Origin of the sequence: Pseudomonas anguilliseptica (assembly GCF_900105355.1) — a bacterium.
GTDB lineage: Bacteria > Pseudomonadota > Gammaproteobacteria > Pseudomonadales > Pseudomonadaceae > Aquipseudomonas > Aquipseudomonas anguilliseptica.
On record NZ_FNSC01000001.1, the window covers coordinates 3595024 to 3612215 of the forward strand.

Consider the following 17192-nt stretch of genomic DNA (forward strand, 5'->3'; position numbering starts at 1 on the left):
GATTATACGCCTGATCTCGGGCTAAAGGCCGCTGCCGATCAACGGCAGCGGCTCGCCATGTGGCAGCACTCAACCCTGAGTGCTAGCGCGCCTCAGGCTTTACCCACGCCAGCATCACATCAAGCATGCGGTTGGCGAAGGCCCACTCGTTGTCATACCAGGCCAAGACCTTGACCAGATCGCCCTGCACGCGGGTGTGGCTGAGGTCGACCACGCAGGACACTGGGTAGCCATTGAAGTCGCTGGACACCAGCGCCAGCTCGTTGCATTCCATCACCCCAGGCGGCAACTGCAAGGCGCCGGCCTTTAGCGCGGCGTTGATCGCTTCGCGGCTGGTCGGGCGTTCGCTGGTAAAGGTCAGGTCGACCAGTGAGACGTTGGGCGTTGGTACGCGTATCGATAAACCATCCAGGCGGCCGATCAGCTCCGGCATGACCAGGCCGATGGCTTTGGCTGCGCCAGTGCTGGTGGGGATCATCGACAGCGCGGCGGCGCGGGCGCGGTAGAGGTCGCTGTGGGTCTTGTCCAGCAGGTTCTGGTCATTGGTGTAAGAGTGGATGGTGTTGACCAGCCCCTGACGAATGCCCACGGCTTCGTGCAGTACCTTGGCCATCGGTGCCAGGCAGTTAGTGGTGCAGGAGGCGTTGGACACGATCTGCTGATCGCCCAGCAGTTGATGGTTAACGCCATAGACCACGGTCAGGTCGGCGCTGTCCAGCGGGTGAGAGAGCAGCACGCGCGGGCTGCCGGCGCTGATGTGCTGTTCGACCTGTTCGCGCTTTTTCAGTTTGCCGGTGCATTCGAGAACCAGATCTACCGCGTGCTCACGCCAGGGCAGGTTGGTTACTTCGCGCTCACGCAGCAGCTGGATCGGGTGGCCGTTTGCCAGCAGGGTATCGCCGTCCAGGCTGATCTCCCCAGGAAAGCGGCCGAAGGTGGAGTCGAAGCGGGTGAGGTGGGCGAGGGTGCTTTGCTCACCTAGGTCATTGATCGCGGTGAGGTGAATCTGCTGCTCCATTTTGCGCTCGAACAACGCGCGCACCAGGCAGCGACCGATACGTCCATATCCATTGATAGCAATGCGCAGCATAACGATATCCCTTTGGCTGTCTTCCTTTGCAGCTTAGGCCAATCGTCTAGCAAGCGGCTGATCTATCTCAGCTATCTGCGCATTGGTCGGTGTATCCACGCTCAGTCGTTACGCGCGCCACCTAATGAACTGTCTGTAAAATTCGTTAATCCAATGCCGGGCCAGTATACTGCGCGCTCTATCGTCATGAATTGAGCTCCCATATGGCCCGGCCAGCAGCCCCATTCTTCTTGAGTCCCAGTGATGCCGACATGCTGCAAGGCTGGTTACGCATGGGATCGCTGCCTCAGAGCATCGGCCAGCGGGCCAGAATTCTGTTGCTGCTGGCCAACGGTCTCACGCCCAAGGAGATCAGCGAGCAGCTGCAAGTCTCTGCGCCAGTGGTCTTCAAATGGCGTAAACGCTACCAGGAGACCGGTCTGGAGGGGCTGAGTGACCTGCGGCGCAGTGGAGCGCCTCGCAAGCTCAACGAAGCGAAGATCAAGGAAATCCTGACGCTGACGACCCAGCGAGTCCCGCGCGAAGCTACCCACTGGAGCCTACGGTTGATGGCCAAGTACGCTGGGGTCAGCATCTGGCAGGTCGCACAGGTGTGGGCTGCTGCCGACCTCAAGCCGCACCGGTTGAAAACCTTCAAGATCAGTAACGACCCGCACTTTGCAGACAAAGTGGTCGATGTCGTCGGGCTCTATTTGAATCCGCCCGACAACGCCCTGGTGCTATCTGTTGACGAAAAAACACAGATCCAGGCGCTGGACCGCACACAGCCCATGCTGCCGCTCAAGCCCGGGCAGATTGAGCGGCGGACGCATGACTATAAGCGCCACGGTACGGCCAGTCTGTACGCAGCCTTTGACATCCTGACGGGTAAGGTCATCGGCCGTATCACCCAGCGGCACAGGGCCAAGGAGTTTTTGGAGTTCCTTCGACAGATCGACCGCAGCACTCCCGCCGAGCTGGACCTGCATGTAATTCTGGACAACAGCTCGACTCACAAGACCGCTGCCGTCAGGGAATGGCTGGAGAAGCATCCCCGTTTCAAGCTGCACTTCACACCGACCAGCGCCTCGTGGCTGAACGCCGTGGAGGGCTGGTTTGCGCAACTGGAAAGACGGGCGCTTTATCGTGATGCCTTCAGCAGCGTGGCTGACCTGAGAGCGGCGATACGTCGCTTCATTGAAGCTCATAACGAACATTCGGCTAAGCCGTTCCGCTGGAGCAAAACGGCTGAGTCGATTATCAGCTCCGTGCATCGAGCAAAGCTGGCTGTAATTCGGAATGAGTTATTGGATTAACCAGACAGGCCACTAGGTAGGCGCAGCCTCGCAGGACTTCGCCGTTGAGGCGTAATTCAGCGCTCAGGTGCTGTACCGCGCCACTCATGCTGTCGACGCAGCGCTGGCGGGCGACCCAGAGATCAAGGCGTTGGCCATTGGCTTCGCTGCTGAGGTTGAGGCGGCCTTCGGGCAATTGCTCTTCCAGGTACGGCAACGCCTGTGGTTCCTGGCCTGGACGATTGAGGATCAGGCCCTGATTGCTTACCGCGATATTCCAGTCCGGCTCATGTCCGCTGGCGCGCAGGAGGGTACGGGCGAAGTTGATATCCGTGCAGCCATGGCCTTCAGCCTGTACGCGGTACACCTGGTTCGGTACGAACTGGCCATCCACACCTTGCTGCGCATTGGCCTGTAGCTGGCCGCGCATATCAACATAGAGCGTTGTGTAGCCGTCAGCGAAGAGTGCGCTGGCATCGCTGCTCAGTTCGGCTGTGCTGTCTTCCTTGAGGATAAATTGACGTTGTTCCTGGCAAGGGCGAAACAGCAACTGGCCCGCATTCAGGCTCAGCTCGCCCTGCATGCGTGTCTGCCCAATTACCGGCTCGGCGGGTTTTTCGGTAAACACTTGGCAACTGGCGAGCAGTGGCAACAAGGCAAAACAAAAAGGGCGGCTGAAACGCATCGTAGCACTCCTGAAAAGTGCGCTCACGTTACCTAGGCCCCTGGCGTATCACAAGGGCATGCCGCCGCTGGCGACGGCATTTTCAGCAGCAGTCAGAACGGTTGAACCTGCTGGCTGACGTGCCCTGAGTGTTAGTCAGTCTTGATGGTGGTCGTAGGGCCATTGGTCTTGACCGACTCAATACCGCCCTCACGACTGGCCGCAGCCTTGTACATCTGGCTGGTGCCAATCACCTGATGGTTGGCCGCCTTGAGGTTGAAGTAAAAGCGTCCGTCACTGGCATCCTTGCGCTCGTAACGCTCATCGGCGGGCGAGTTCTTCTGCACCGAAGCAATGCCGCCTTCGGCAGCCGCGCGAGTTTCGTATTGTTCACTGCGCAAAATTACCTCGGCATTGCCTGCCTTCAGCACGAAAAAGAACCGGCCTTTATCGTTCTTCGAAAGTTCATACCAACCAGCCATGGCGGCCTCCATCAAATATAAGGGAAGGGGTAGAACAGCGATCAACGTAACCACACGTGCGTGATCGACGGGCAAAAGCATAGCAAGGGCGTGTGACAGTGTTTTGCGAGCAGCTATTTAGACAGAGCTTGAATGGGTTGCTTGCTCTGAGTTAATCGCCGGACAAATCCGACTCCTGACCTGGGTCGCCCAAGAGGAATGTGTCGCCATTGCTTGCGGTCAACGTAGCGGTACCCAGATTGCGGATAACCCAGTGCCATTGGCCATAGCGGGTCTGCAACGTGCCGCGCGCAGTGCAGGGGCCGTAGAGGAAAAAGTCATGCTGCTGACGTGCGGAAATAAGCACCGCGCGCGCAAAGAAGGCCTGTACCTGAGCCGGTTCGATCACAAACTTGGCGCAGCCTTCAGACGGTGGGCCGATCCCCTGTTCCTGCACGTGGATTCTGGTGATTGTACCTATGGGGGATGCTGAGCAGGCCAGCGGGAGCAATAGCATTGATAACAGTAGGCCGGCGACTATTCGACAGGGTTTATGTGTTGGGATAGATGCTAGTTGTTTGGTCATTGCCGTGGGTAACGTTTAGGTTAAGGGGCGGGCTCTGCCCGTCCCAGAGAGCAAAGCGAACGATTTGAATGCTGTATGCATTAACACTCACACTCTATGGCTTATATGGTCTAATATTTTTGCATTGTAAGCATTTAACCTTTCGGCGGAATGGCCAAAGGGATGGTCTGAAGTAGCCATGTATTTCTGGCTGACTTCAGCCCCCGCCGATTTTGAAAGCGGCAAATCGATCAAAAACGATCAGATTACCCATTCATTTCTGTGTTTTTAGCCGCCGCGAGTAGCTCGCGGCAGCCATTTCCCGCATTACAGGCGCACCTCTCCTGCATTGGTCAGTAAATGTCGGCGTGCCATCCACAGGTTCGACAGCGCGAACAGCGTCATCAGTTGCGCCGTGTTCTTGGCCAAGCCACGGAAGCGTGTCTTTACATAACTGAACTGACGCTTGATCACCCGGAACGGGTGCTCAACCTTGGCGCGCACCTGGGCCTTGGCCTTCTCGATCTTGCGTTTGGCTTTGTACAGCGGGCTGCTCTTACCCAGCTTCTTATAGGTGCTGCGGCGGGCAGCAACCTGCCAGATCACCTCGCGCCCATCATGTTCGGGGCGCTTTTCGACGCCGGTATAACCCGCATCGGCGCACACCACGTTTTCCTCGCCGTGCAGCAACTTGTCGACCTGAGTGACATCCGCCACGTTGGCCGCCGTGCCTACCACGCTGTGTACCAGCCCCGACTCGTCATCCACGCCAATGTGCGCCTTCATGCCGAAGTAGTATTGGTTGCCCTTCTTGGCCTGGTGCATCTCTGGGTCGCGTTTGCCGTCCTTGTTCTTGGTCGAACTCGGCGCATTGATCAGCGTGGCATCGACGATGGTGCCTTGGCGCAACGACAGGCCACGGTCGCCAAGATAGCCATTGATGACGGCCAGGATGCCGGCAGCCAACTCATGTTTCTCCAGCAGACGACGGAAGTTGAGGATGGTGGTTTCGTCGGGGATACGTTCCAGACTCAGCCCGGCGAACTGCCGCAGGATAGTGGTCTCGTACAGCGCTTCTTCCATCGCCGGGTCGCTGTAGCCGAACCAGTTCTGCATCAGGTGCACACGTAGCATCGCCATCAGCGGATAGGCCGGCCGACCGCCTTCACCCTTGGGGTAATACGGTTCGATCAGTGCGATCAAACCCTTCCACGGCACCACCCGATCCATCTCGATCAGGAACAACTCTTTGCGGGTCTGCTTGCGTTTGCCGGCGTACTCGGCATCGGCGAAGGTCATTTGCTTCATCGGAAAACTCGGCGGGTGGCGTCCGGGCATTTTGCCAAAATCAGGAAGTCTTATTCAGAGTTTCCCTAACGTTTGGTTAAGGGGCGGGCTCTAGCCCGTCCCAGTGAGCGAAGCGAACGATTTGAATGCTGTAATGGACTCTCCCCGCGCCACAGTTCTATACCCAGAACCGCGGTGACTGAACAAAGGGAGAGGCGCGATGAAACGAATTGCGGTTGATCTGGCCAAGTCCGTTTACCAAGTTGCCGAGAGTGTCCGTTCCGGCCAGGTGGTGCAGCGCAAGCGGCTGAACCGAGAGGCGTTCAGGCGATATATACAGGAGCAAACTGAGCCGGTCGAGTGGGTGATGGAGGCTTGCGGCACGGCCCATTACTGGGGGCGCGTGGCACAGGCACTGGGCCATTCGATAAAGCTGATCCACCCGCGCTATGTACGCCCGTATCGACGCCGCAACAAAACCGACCGTAATGACTGTGATGCGATGCTGGAGGCCGCGCGCTGCAAGGATATCTATCCGGTGCCGGTGAAAACCCATGAGCAACAACTTGCCAGTGGTCGTCAACTCAGCGCCTGGCTGGGCCTGACACCACGCGAATTCAGTAGCGGCGACCGGCGCAAGTTGGGTCACATCAGCCGACAGGACAACGTCTATGTGCGCACCTTGTTAATCCACGGCTCGCGAGCGGCCTTGCTGGCAGCACAGCGCTGTCAGGCTCGCTCACCGGAAAAACTGACCCAATTGCAACGCTGGGCCGTCGAGACGGCAGCCCGTATCGGCCACAACAAAGCGGCTGTAGCCCTGGCCAACAAGTTGGTCAGGATTTGCTGGGCCGTGTGGTGCCATGAGCGGCGTTTCAGTGGTAACTGGCAAAGCCTAAAGCCCGCCTGACGGCGGGGTAATCAGAAGGGAGAGATGGTTTTCTTGTGGTTGTGGTGAGCAGCAGCACTGTCGGAACAGGCGAGTCCTGCAGCGGAATAAGGCCGATAACAATCATGATCCGCGTGATCGATTGAACGCTTGGCCCCCGCTGCGCGAACTACAGAGTGGCCAGGGCGGTGAGCCCAAAACAGGCCGGATATACGAATGCAACCGCGCTGACGACAGGTGCAAAAGCAAAGCTTTGCTCACTACTTGTGGGGAGAGTCCATATACAATTGTTATGCGGTGCATTAATGCTGGCTACTTAATCCGGCGTGTACAGATAGTTTAGATAACGGTTTTGATAAAAATATCGAGCGTTTCATGAGATTCAAAAAGCTCTGGCCAAACCTCATGCCCTGGCGGTTGCAGGAGCTGAGTGCAACACGGTTATTGAATTGACGCTGGCGCATCATGCCGCATAGCCATGGCTTCTTGCATTACTTCGCTCATGACTTCGATCGGGCACTTGAAGTCGAAGCGCTTACGCGGCCGCATATTCAGTTGCAGTGCAATGGCATCCAACTGTTCTTGGCTGTGTCCCGACAAGTCTGTGCCCTTGGGCAGGTACTGGCGAATGAGGCCGTTGATGTTTTCGTTGCTGCCGCGCTGCCAGGGGCTGTGTGGGTCGCAGAAGTAGATCGCTATGCCGGTTCTCTGGGTGATCTCGGCGTGCCGCGCCATCTCCCGGCCCTGGTCGTAGGTCATGCTCTTACGCATCGCCAGCGGCATACGATTGAGTGCGGCGCTGAAACCTTCCATCGCCGAGGTCGCCGTCGCATCGTTCATCTTGATCAGCATCAGGTAGCCACTGGTGCGTTCTACCAAGGTGCCGACCGACGAGGCGTTGGCCTTGCCCTTGATAAGGTCGCCCTCCCAGTGGCCCGGCATCAGGCGGTCTTCAATCTCCGGCGGGCGCACGTGAATACTGACCAGCTCCGGGAGCTGGCCACGTCGATCCACGCCGCCAGAGCGCGGCCTGCGCGTCGTCTTGCTTTGGCGCAGGCAGATAATCAGCTCCTTGCGCAGCTCGCCGACCGGCAAGGCATAGATCGCGGTATAGATCGTCTCGCGACAGACGTAGGCATCTCTGAGGCTGGGTATGTTCATGCTGCGCAGCTTGCCGGCAATCTGCTCGGGAGACAAACGCTCACGCAGCATATGGGTCACCAACTCGAAGCGTTCACTACCGGGCAGCAGCTTTCGCTTGGGCCGGCAGACTTGGCGCCGGGCTCTCATCTGCTGCTGCGCCGCACGGGCCGAGTAACGACCGCAGACCTCTCGATTACGGCGCAACTCGCGACTGATAGTCGAGGGGGATCGGTTGATCAGGTGGGCAATCTTGCGCAGGCTAAAGCCTTGGGCATGACCGATTTGAATAGTGGCGCGCTCTTCAACGCTGAGTTCGGAATAAGACATAGGGGCAGCACCGTATCGGAAAGATCAGGTGTTGCACTCAGTTTTTGCCGCCGCCGGAGGAAAAATCAAAAAACAGCGACTTCCAGCGAAACCAAACAGCGCTGTTCGCCTTAACAGCAGTTAAGCGATAGCGCTGTTTGGTTTCGCTTAATAGCATATTTTTCGTTTTTTGGTCACCTTGATTCCATGTCATTTACGTGTCCATCTACGCCGATATCCCTATCGTTGGGTAACTATAATTAGGCGACATTGTTGTCGCATAAAACACCTGAAGGTGTCTGATAACGTTCCTTGTCGTTCTGCAAGTCCTTGTCTAGCTTGGAGTAGGTCGCGACAAAAGCGACATTACTCAGGGAGCAACGCGACATGGATGACGGCAAGCCAAAATTGTTGGTGCAGGTGCGCCAACAAATCCGTTTGAGAAACTATTCGATTCGTACCGAGGCTGTCTATGCCGAGTGGGTGAAACGCTACATACGGTTTCATCGTTATCGGCATCCCGCGGAAATGGGCGCTGCGGAGATTGAGGCGTTTTTGACTCATCTGGCCGTCGCCAGGAATGTATCAGGCTCTACGCAGAATCAGGCATTGGCGGCGCTGTTGTTTCTTTATAAGCATGTTTTGGATGTGCAATTGCCTTGGCTCGATGACATCGTCCGCGCCAAAAAGGCAAAGCACTTGCCCGTTGTGCTGACTCGTGATGAGGCGGCGCGGGTGTTGGCAGAGTTGTCGGGTGTGCAGTGGATTGTGGCAAATTTACTTTATGGTGCTGGGCTGCGCTTGTTGGAGGCACTTCGGCTGCGGGTCAAGGACGTCGATTTTGCCCGTGGCGAAGTTCTGGTGCGTGATGGTAAAGGGCAGAAGGATCGCGTGACCATGTTGCCGCAGCGCTTGGTATTGCCGCTGCAGGAGCATCTGCTGAACGTCGCTGTTTTGCATCGCGCCGATCTGGCTGAGGGTTTTGGTCGCGCCAACTTGCCGTTCGCACTGGCGCGTAAGTATCCGAACGCTGCCGCAGAGTGGGTGTGGCAGTTTGTCTTTCCGTCAGTCAATCGCTCACAGGATCCGCGTTCCAAGGGGATCTTCCGTCATCACCTGCATGAGAAAACCATCCAGCGTGCGGTACGTAAGGCGGTCAGGCGTGCTGGAGTTATCAAGCCGGCGACGCCACATACTTTTCGCCATTCTTTTGCGACTCATCTGCTGGAAAGTGGCCAGGACATCAGCACGGTGCAGGAATTGCTCGGTCATGCGGATGTGAAGACGACGCAGATTTATACCCATGTGCTCAATCGCGGCGGTTTGGGGGTAATTAGCCCGCTTGATCGAGTGTGAGGGCGGGGGCGAAGTCGCGACTGCTCTTCTGTTGAGATGGATAGTAAAAGCCCCGCATTGTGCGGGGCTTTATGGTTTTGCGCTGACGTGCGTGGCGTTTAGATCAGCTCGGCCCACATGTCGTATTCATCGGCGTCGATGATGCGTACGCGGACTTTATCGCCCGGATTGACGTCGGTGCTGGCAATAAACACGCTGCCGTCGATCTCTGGGGCATCGGCGTAGCAGCGGGCAACGGCGCCTTGGTCGTCGATTTCATCAATTAGCACGTCCATTTCCGTGCCGACCTTGAGTTGCAGGCGGGCGGTGCTGATGGCTTGCTGGTGGGCCATGAAACGGTCCCAGCGATCCTGCTTGACGTCATCCGGTACCGGGTTGTCGAGCAGGTTGGCGGGGGCGCCTTCTACTGGCGAGTACTGGAAGCAGCCCACGCGGTCGAGTTGCGCTTCGGTCAGCCAGTCGAGCAGGTACTGGAAGTCCTCTTCGGTTTCGCCGGGGAAGCCGACGATAAACGTCGAGCGGATGGTCAACTCCGGGCAGATTTCGCGCCAGGCTTTGATTCGCGCGAGTGTCTTGTCTTCGAAGGCTGGGCGCTTCATCAGTTTGAGCACTTTCGGGCTGGCGTGCTGGAAGGGGATATCCAGGTACGGCAGGATTTTGCCGGCGGCCATCAGAGGGATCAGTTCGTCGACGTGCGGGTAGGGATAAACGTAGTGCAGGCGTACCCATACGCCCATGCTGGAGAGCGCTTCACACAGTTCGGTCATGCGGGTTTTCACCGGCTGGCCGTTCCAGAAGTCGGTCTTATACTTCATGTCCACGCCGTAGGCGCTGGTGTCCTGGGAAATCACCAGCAGCTCTTTGACGCCGGCTTTGACCAGGCGCTCGGCTTCGCTGAGTACTTCACCAACCGGGCGGCTGACCAGTTTGCCGCGCATCGAAGGGATGATGCAGAAGCTGCAGCTGTGGTTGCAGCCTTCGGAAATCTTCAGATACGCGTAGTGGCGCGGGGTCAGCTTGATGCCTTGTGGCGGCACCAGGTCGATCAGTGGGTTGTGGTCCTGGCGCGGTGGTACAACTTCATGCACGGCGTTGACCACTTGCTCGTACTGCTGCGGGCCGGTCACCGAAAGTACGCTGGGGTGTACGTCACGGATGCTGCCTTCTTCTACGCCCATGCAGCCGGTGACGATGACCTTGCCGTTTTCCTTGATCGCTTCGCCGATCACGTCCAGGGACTCAGCCTTGGCGCTGTCGATAAAACCGCAGGTGTTGACCACCACCACGTCGGCGTCCTGATAGGTCGGCACTACTTCATAACCTTCCATGCGCAGCTGGGTCAGGATGCGCTCGGAGTCCACCAGCGCCTTGGGGCAACCGAGTGATACAAAGCCGACTTTCGGCGTGGCGGGGGTGGACATGGCGTTAACCTCAGGCGTGTACGGATGGATGCCGGGCGCTTGACGCGCCTCTGATCAAAAAGTGCGCAATTCTAGCGGCGACGCTGGCGATTGACCAGCGCTGAGCGTCGCCTTGATAGGGGGGGCTGTTTGCGTAGCTGAGTCAGGACTGCTTGCTAGGTAGGATGCGGGTCAAGGTGTTGTCGCGTACGACAAAATGGTGGAGTAATCCTGCGGCGGCGTGCAGGCCAATCAGCCAGTATCCGGCGCTGCCTGCCAGCTCGTGCCATTCCTTTATGGTGCCGGCCAGCTCCCGGTTCTTGTCGACCAGTGGCGGCAACTCCAGGCCAAAAAATGGGATGGGTTTGCCAGCAGCGCTGAGGATCAGCCAGCCGGCCAGCGGTGCGCCGATCATCAGGCCGTAGAGTGTCAGGTGCATCAGTTTTGCCGGGATGGCTTGCCAGCTGGGTAGTGCGGGTTGGATTGTCGGCGTCGGGGCGATTACACGGGCCAGCAAGCGCAGCCAGACCAGGGCGAAGACTGCGAGGCCGAGCATAAAGTGCCACTGCTTGAGCAGCTCGCGAGTATCGCTGCCTTTGGGGAAATTGCCTTTGAGTTCGATACAGGCGTAGACGCCAGCAATCAGGATCAGCATCAGCCAATGCAGGGCGATGGACAGGCTGCCGTAGCGCGATTCAGTGTTCTTCCAGGACATGGTGGCGTGGGTTCCGGGCGGTAAGTGAGGATCGGCTCCAGTTTAGATAGGCAAACCGTGCGCCTTGTTGCGCCTGATCACTTAAATCACGCACAAACAAAAAGGCCACTCGATTGAGTGGCCTTTTTGAGTATCTGGTTGCGGGAGCCGGATTTGAACCGACGACCTTCGGGTTATGAGCCCGACGAGCTACCAGACTGCTCCATCCCGCGCTGGCCATTCTATATAGAAATCGCGCGCTGTCAACAAAATAGTGTTTTTAATCAAGTGCTTAGCTTGCGCGAGCGGTAGAAGCAAAAAAGGCCACTCGATTGAGTGGCCTTTTTTGAGTATCTGGTTGCGGGAGCCGGATTTGAACCGACGACCTTCGGGTTATGAGCCCGACGAGCTACCAGACTGCTCCATCCCGCGCCGGCCATTCTATACAGGAACGGTGCTTTGTCAATTGATTAGTGGTTTTTAATCAATAACTTAAATCGGTTGGGCGAAAATGCAAAAAGGCCACTCGATTGAGTGGCCTTTTTGAGTATCTGGTTGCGGGAGCCGGATTTGAACCGACGACCTTCGGGTTATGAGCCCGACGAGCTACCAGACTGCTCCATCCCGCGGCGCCAATTCTAGCGTCTAAATGCTCCTTGTCAACCTAAAGGTGGCTAGAAGTTGTTTTTATTCAGATGCTTAGCCGTGAGCTAGCGAGTTTTGCGCTGCAGAGCCCTGTGCTAGAGCCTGATTGGGTGGACAGCTTGGCTTTTGGCATAGCCCGCAACCGGGCTGTTGGGCTAGAGTCCGTGCCCATTGAATGGGAGGAAAGTTATGAGCGTTGAATGCAAAGCCTGTGGTGCTCAGGTGTCAGGCGATGCCAAGAGTTGTCCAGGTTGTGGGGCCGCCGTATCGGCGAAGACCAAGTTGGTGCCGTTGGCGGCTTTTATGCTGATTGTCATCCTGATCATCCAGTCTTATATAGGCAAGTCTGAGGATGCAGCGAGCGAAGCCAAGCCAGCAGCGCCTGTAAGTTCAGCCGAGCAGTAGCCGCAGGAACGGTGGGCTTGGCGATGAGCAGCCGCAAGATCATTCACGTGGACTGTGATTGCTTCTACGCAGCAATCGAGATGCGTGATGATCCGAGCCTGTCCAGCAAGCCGTTGGCTGTTGGGGGCTCGGCAGATCGGCGTGGGGTGATTGCCGCCTGCAATTACGAGGCGCGTAGTTATGGTGTGCGCTCGGCGATGGCTTCCGGCCAAGCGCTGAAATTGTGTCCCGACCTAGTGATCGTCAAGCCGCGGATGGATGCCTACAAGGCGGTGTCGCGGGAGATTCTGGCGATCTTTCGCGATTACACTGAGCTGATTGAGCCCTTGTCGCTGGATGAGGCTTATCTGGATGTAACCGACAGCCCGCACTTTGCCGGCAGCGCCACGCGTATCGCTCAGGATATTCGCAGGCGGGTCTCGCAGGAGTTGCATATCACTGTCTCTGCGGGCGTGGCGCCGAACAAGTTCCTGGCCAAGATCGCTAGCGACTGGAAAAAGCCTAACGGCCTGTTTGTGATTACCCCAGATCAGGTTGAGGACTTTGTCGCTGCCTTACCGGTGAGCAAGCTGCATGGCGTAGGCAAGGTCACGGCTGACAAGCTCGGGCGTTTGGGCATTCGTACCTGCAGCGATCTGCGCGAGTGGAACAAGCTGGCGTTGGTCAAGGAGTTCGGCAGCTTCGGCGAGCGCTTGTGGGGGCTGGCGCGCGGGATTGATGAGCGAGTCGTGCATAACGACAGTCGGCGCCAGTCGGTCAGCGTGGAAAACACCTTTGATAAGGATCTGCCGGATCTGGCCGCCTGCCTGGAACAGTTACCCGCGCTGCTGGAGCAACTGGCCAAGAGAATGGAGCGGCTGGATGCGAGTTATCGGCCAGATAAACCCTTCGTCAAGATCAAGTTCCATGACTTCAGTCAGACCACCCTGGAGCAGGGTGGGGCGCGGCGTGATCTGGAGAACTATACGCGGCTGATGAGCGCCGCCTTCGCTCGCGGCAACAAGGCGGTGCGTCTGCTCGGTGTTGGTGTGCGGTTGCATGACTTGCGCGGCGAACACGAGCAGTTGGAGTTATTTGCACCCTGACGGCTGCTGTATAAGACGCTGAAAATAAAAAAGGCGAAGCCCCAGGGCTTCGCCTTGTTTAGTTGCGCATGTATCAGTGCTTGCGCGGTACTGGCTTGAGCAGCTCGTCCGGCGGCATTTCCCAGGCGATCTTGCGGCCCAGCAGGGCCTCGATGGCGGGCAGGGCGTAGGCGTCGTCTTCGCCGGCAAAGCTGATCGAGGTGCCGCTGGTGCCGGCGCGACCGGTGCGGCCGATGCGGTGCACATAGTCGTCCGGGGTTTCCGGCAGGGTGAAGTTGATCACGTGGCTGATGGCGTCGACGTGGATGCCGCGGCCGGCTACGTCGGTGGCGACCATCACGCGGATCTTGCCTTCACGGAAGCCTTCCAGGGCGCGGATGCGCTTGTGCTGTGGCACATCGCCGGACATCTGTACGGCACTGATGCCGTCGCGGGTCAGGCGTTCCTCGATGCGCCGCACTTCGTCCTTACGGTTGGCGAAGACCATCACCCGGATCCAGTCGTTCTGCGTAATCAGGTTGTACAGCAGCTTGTACTTGTCGCTGCCAGCCACGGCATAGACGTGCTGCTCGACGGTATCGCTGGCAACGTTTTCCGGTTCGATCTCGACGATCGCCGGGTCGGTGGTCCACTGCTTGGCCAGGTTCATCACGTCGTCGGTGAAGGTTGCGGAAAACAGCAGGGTCTGGCGTTCGCCCTTCATCGGGGTCTGGCGGATGATCTGTCGCACTTGCGGAATAAAGCCCATGTCGAGCATGCGATCGGCTTCGTCGAGCACCATCACCTCGACCATATCGAGGTGTACTTCGCCGCGCTGGTTGAAGTCCAGTAGTCGGCCGGGTGTGGCGACCAGAATGTCGCAGAAGCGCGATTCGAGCTGCTTAAGCTGCTTGTCGAAGTCCATGCCGCCGACAAACTGCATAACGTTGAGGCCGCTGTACTTGGTCAGCTCGGCGGCGTCCTTGGCGATCTGTACCACCAGCTCGCGGGTCGGTGCGATGATCAGCGCGCGCGGCTCGCCCATATAGCGTTCTTTCGGCGGCGGGGTCTGCTGCAGCTGGGTGATGATCGAGATCAGGAAGGCGGCGGTTTTGCCCGTGCCGGTCTGGGCGCGTCCGATGGCGTCGCGACCACTGAGGGTGTAACCCAGTACCTGCGCCTGGATCGGCGTGCAGTAGGGAAAGCCCAGGTCATGGATCGCATGCATCAGCTCGGGGGAGAGCTTGAAGTCATGAAAGCGGGTCTTGCCCTCAGTCGGCGCTACGGCGAAGTCTTCCAGTTTCCAGGTGTCGACTGGTTTGGCAGGGCGTTCGCGGCGTGGTTTCGCCGGTTTTACTTTGCTCTGTAGCGGTTTTTCAGCGGTTTCAGCAGTGCGCGGCTTGGCGCTGCGGCTGCGGCTGCGTTGTTCGGTGCGTTCGTCCTGCTGGGAGCGAGGCGCGCTGGACGCTGTAGACGGACCTGCTGGGCTGGGCTGCTCGCCCTCGGCTTTGCCGAATATCTTCTTGAGTGCTTTGAGCACGGTCATCTCATCAATTGGTTAAGGAGTGAACGGCCGCCAGTGTAAAGCAAGAAGCCGGCGCGGCGAAGTGCCACGCCGGATAGCGGCGCCTGGCTGGTTTTTACTCAATCTTCCGGGAGGTTGGCAAGCAGCAGGCGCTGCACATTGCCGCCCATGATCGCGGTAATTTCGTCGTGGCTGAAACCGGCCTTGAGCAGGCCTTCAGTCAGTTGCGGCAGGCCCGTTACGTCAAACGGCGCATGGATGGTGCCGTTGAAGTCCGAGCCCAGCGCTACGTGCTGCACGCCAATCTCGTCTGCTGTGTAGCGCATTGCCTTGACGATAGCCTCGACCGAGGTGGCGCATACGGCGGCATCCCAGTAACCGATACCGATTACTCCGCCAGTGGCGGCGATAGCTTTCAGGTGCTCGTCGCTGAGATTGCGCGGGCCTTTGCAGGTGCCTTCGACGCCTGTGTGGGAAACCAGGATCGGGCGCGTGCTAATGGCCAGTACGTCCTCGATCAGTGGGCGCGAGGCGTGGGCCAGGTCGATCAGCATGGCCTTTTCTTCCAGGCGCTTGATCACTTGCCGGCCCAGTGGGGTCAGGCCGCCTTTGTCCAGGCCATGGGCCGAGCCGCCGATTTCGTTATCAAAGAAGTGGGTCAGGCCGGTGATGCGAAAACCGGCGTCATAGAGTGCGTCGACGTTCTCCAGTTTGCCCTCGATCGGCTGCAGGCCTTCGGTGGCGAGAATTGCCGCTACACGCTGCGGGTCTTTCTGCCAGGCGCTGACAAAGTTGGCGAGGTCGCTGCGAGTTTTGATCAGCACCAGGCGGCCGTCACTGTTGGCGCTGGCCTCATTGAGCTTCTGTGCCTGGTACAGCGCGCGTTGCAGCAGGCTGCTCCAGGTTTCCTTGGGCCAGCGCTGGGCCATGGCCAGCAGGGTGATGTTGTCGGTTTCGCCGCTGTTACGCTCATAGTTGATACCGCGCGGCGTCTTGGTCACGGTGGAGAACACCTGCAGCCCCACATGGCCTTCGAGCATGCGCGGCAGGTCGGAGTGGCCGAAGTCATAACGGTTGAGCAGGTCGCGTTCCCACAGCAGCACGTCGTCATGCAGGTCGGCGATAAACAGCTGTTGATGCAGCTGCTTGGCCGGCTCGTTGGTGGGATAGGGGGCGGGGGACTCGACGCTGTTCATCTTGCGGTCAAGCAAGGAGGGCAGGGCAAACACGCTGCCCGCAGCGATCAACAGGATTACCAGCAGAGTGATCAGAATTTTGCGCATAAGAAGGTGCCATCAGGGCGTTGTTGTTATGCGCAGCACTCTAGCAAGAGTGAGTAGGAAATGTGATTGGGTGGACTGCAGTACGGGGACTTTACGCAGCAGGGCCGACGCGCAGCAGACCGTGAGGATTAGCCGCAGAGGCAGTCGCGGCCTTGCTGCTTGGCCTGATACAGCGCGCTGTCGGCGCGGGCGATCACGCCTTGCAGGCTGTCCTTGGGTTACATCTGCGCCAGTCCGATGGACACGGTCACTCCCGGCAGCACGCCAATCGGTGAGTGGAACGAGCTGACAGTGCGCAGCGCCAGGCGCAGCCGCTCGCCGATGCTACGGGCCTCATCGATGCCGATTTCCGGTAGCAGGATGACGAATTCTTCACCGCCATAGCGGGTCAGGCTGTCCTTGGGGCGCAGCTGATTGCGCAGGGTGTGCGCTACTAGGCACAGGGGATAGTCGCCGGCGAGGTGGCCGTGTTGATCGTTGTAGGCTTTGAAATGGTCGACATCAAGCATCAGCATGCACAGTGGCTTGCCGTTGAAGGCACTGCGGGTGCTTTCGCGTTCGAAGATATGTTCCAGCCAGCGGCGGTTATAGGCGCCGGTGAGGGCGTCGATATTGGCCGTATGTTCGCTGTCGAGAATGATTCGGTTGCCTTTGCGCACACGGTCGCAGAGCAGCTCGAGCATGTTCTGCATCAATTCTGGCGATTGCTGGAATAGGTTGAACAGCGATTCGCGGTGCAGGCGCAGCACACAGCAGGGCTCGGTCGCCACTACATAGGCAGACGGGTGCTCATTGTCGATAAAGCTGATTTCGCCAGCGCAATCGCCGACGCTCAGAGTGCTGACAGCCTGGCTGTCGAGCGAGCCGAGATAGACCTTGAGTTGACCCTTGAGCAGCAGGTAGAGGTACTGATTGCGGTTGAAGGGTGACAGCAGTACTTCGCCGCCTTCCAGATCGCAGGCGCGGAATACCTTGAGCAACTGGCTGATGCTGCTGGTGGCGACATTGTTGAACAGTCGCAGATGGCGAAGTTGCTGCAGGTCAGCCTGCCATTTGGCGTTTTTCATTGGATCGGCAGGTGTGACGGTTGTGGGTTGGGGATGTTGGGCATCGCTAACGCTCCCTGCATTAAGGGCGAACA

Annotated in this window: 16 protein-coding genes, 3 tRNA genes and 1 pseudogene; 5 read left to right on the plus strand and 15 right to left on the minus strand. The window is 58.3% G+C overall.

What is annotated here, in order from left to right:
- Positions 1-82: 82 nt before the first annotated feature.
- Complete coding sequence (gene gap, locus BLW24_RS17575) at positions 83-1090, minus strand: type I glyceraldehyde-3-phosphate dehydrogenase (RefSeq protein ID WP_090384915.1); 1008 nt, start codon at positions 1088-1090, stop codon at positions 83-85.
- 203 nt (positions 1091-1293) lie between these two features.
- Here gap and BLW24_RS17580 point away from each other — a divergent pair, with 203 nt between their 5' ends.
- Positions 1294-2385 (plus strand): IS630 family transposase, encoded by a 1092-nt coding sequence (locus BLW24_RS17580; protein ID WP_090375546.1) that lies wholly within the window; start codon positions 1294-1296, stop codon positions 2383-2385.
- On the opposite strand, the gene BLW24_RS17585 is transcribed toward BLW24_RS17580, so the two are convergent.
- From BLW24_RS17585 to BLW24_RS17600, 4 genes are all read right to left on the minus strand, one after another.
- Positions 2330-3049 (minus strand): COG3650 family protein, encoded by a 720-nt coding sequence (locus BLW24_RS17585; protein ID WP_244161190.1) that lies wholly within the window; start codon positions 3047-3049, stop codon positions 2330-2332. The genes BLW24_RS17580 and BLW24_RS17585 overlap by 56 nt on opposite strands.
- A gap of 131 nt (positions 3050-3180) precedes the next feature.
- A complete protein-coding gene (locus BLW24_RS17590) occupies positions 3181-3510 on the minus strand; it encodes a YegP family protein (protein WP_090384918.1) in 330 nt (109 codons plus the stop codon).
- A gap of 151 nt (positions 3511-3661) precedes the next feature.
- A complete protein-coding gene (locus BLW24_RS17595; RefSeq protein WP_244161191.1) occupies positions 3662-3946 on the minus strand; it encodes a hypothetical protein in 285 nt (94 codons plus the stop codon).
- A 435-nt stretch (positions 3947-4381) separates the two neighbouring features.
- Positions 4382-5362 carry an IS5 family transposase gene (locus BLW24_RS17600; protein ID WP_090384923.1) on the minus strand — a complete coding sequence of 327 codons (981 nt, stop codon included), beginning with the start codon at positions 5360-5362 and terminating at the stop codon, positions 4382-4384.
- A gap of 199 nt (positions 5363-5561) precedes the next feature.
- Here BLW24_RS17600 and BLW24_RS17605 point away from each other — a divergent pair, with 199 nt between their 5' ends.
- Positions 5562-6251: a transposase gene (locus tag BLW24_RS17605; protein ID WP_090384928.1), complete on the plus strand. Its 690-nt coding sequence runs from the start codon at positions 5562-5564 to the stop codon at positions 6249-6251.
- 420 nt (positions 6252-6671) lie between these two features.
- Here the strand turns inward: BLW24_RS17605 and BLW24_RS17610 are convergent, their stop codons facing one another.
- Both BLW24_RS17610 and BLW24_RS26020 read right to left on the minus strand, forming a co-directional pair.
- Complete coding sequence (locus BLW24_RS17610) at positions 6672-7700, minus strand: IS30 family transposase (RefSeq protein WP_090375993.1); 1029 nt, start codon at positions 7698-7700, stop codon at positions 6672-6674.
- A gap of 37 nt (positions 7701-7737) precedes the next feature.
- The gene (locus tag BLW24_RS26020; protein ID WP_167360391.1) at positions 7738-7893 is read right to left on the minus strand and encodes a hypothetical protein; all 156 of its coding nucleotides are present in this window, start codon (positions 7891-7893) and stop codon (positions 7738-7740) included.
- A 173-nt stretch (positions 7894-8066) separates the two neighbouring features.
- Here BLW24_RS26020 and BLW24_RS17615 point away from each other — a divergent pair, with 173 nt between their 5' ends.
- Positions 8067-9035, plus strand: a complete 969-nt coding sequence (locus BLW24_RS17615) for an integron integrase (RefSeq protein ID WP_090384933.1) — start codon at positions 8067-8069, stop codon at positions 9033-9035.
- Positions 9036-9133: 98 nt separating this feature from the next.
- On the opposite strand, the gene rimO is transcribed toward BLW24_RS17615, so the two are convergent.
- The 5 genes from rimO to BLW24_RS17640 all read right to left on the minus strand — a co-directional run bounded on the left by rimO (position 9134) and on the right by BLW24_RS17640 (position 11758).
- Positions 9134-10456, minus strand: a complete 1323-nt coding sequence (gene rimO, locus BLW24_RS17620) for a 30S ribosomal protein S12 methylthiotransferase RimO (protein WP_090384937.1) — start codon at positions 10454-10456, stop codon at positions 9134-9136.
- 142 nt (positions 10457-10598) lie between these two features.
- The gene (locus BLW24_RS17625) at positions 10599-11150 is read right to left on the minus strand and encodes a cytochrome b (RefSeq protein ID WP_090384941.1); all 552 of its coding nucleotides are present in this window, start codon (positions 11148-11150) and stop codon (positions 10599-10601) included.
- A 135-nt stretch (positions 11151-11285) separates the two neighbouring features.
- Positions 11286-11362, minus strand: a tRNA-Met gene (locus BLW24_RS17630).
- Between the two features lie 122 nt (positions 11363-11484).
- Positions 11485-11561, minus strand: a tRNA-Met gene (locus BLW24_RS17635).
- Positions 11562-11681: 120 nt separating this feature from the next.
- Positions 11682-11758: transfer RNA gene (locus tag BLW24_RS17640), tRNA-Met, on the minus strand.
- A gap of 205 nt (positions 11759-11963) precedes the next feature.
- Here BLW24_RS17640 and BLW24_RS17645 point away from each other — a divergent pair.
- Positions 11964-12179, plus strand: coding sequence for a hypothetical protein (locus tag BLW24_RS17645; RefSeq protein ID WP_090384947.1), 216 nt, complete (start codon positions 11964-11966; stop codon positions 12177-12179).
- A gap of 23 nt (positions 12180-12202) precedes the next feature.
- Positions 12203-13264, plus strand: coding sequence for a DNA polymerase IV (gene dinB, locus BLW24_RS17650; RefSeq protein ID WP_090384954.1), 1062 nt, complete (start codon positions 12203-12205; stop codon positions 13262-13264).
- A gap of 73 nt (positions 13265-13337) precedes the next feature.
- Here the strand turns inward: dinB and rhlB are convergent, their stop codons facing one another.
- From rhlB to BLW24_RS17665, 3 genes and pseudogenes are all read right to left on the minus strand, one after another.
- Positions 13338-14783: an ATP-dependent RNA helicase RhlB gene (rhlB, locus tag BLW24_RS17655; RefSeq protein WP_090387784.1), complete on the minus strand. Its 1446-nt coding sequence runs from the start codon at positions 14781-14783 to the stop codon at positions 13338-13340.
- A 104-nt stretch (positions 14784-14887) separates the two neighbouring features.
- Positions 14888-16051 (minus strand): dipeptidase, encoded by a 1164-nt coding sequence (locus BLW24_RS17660; RefSeq protein ID WP_090384960.1) that lies wholly within the window; start codon positions 16049-16051, stop codon positions 14888-14890.
- A 128-nt stretch (positions 16052-16179) separates the two neighbouring features.
- Positions 16180-17118: pseudogene (locus BLW24_RS17665) on the minus strand (GGDEF domain-containing protein).
- Positions 17119-17192 lie beyond the last annotated feature (74 nt).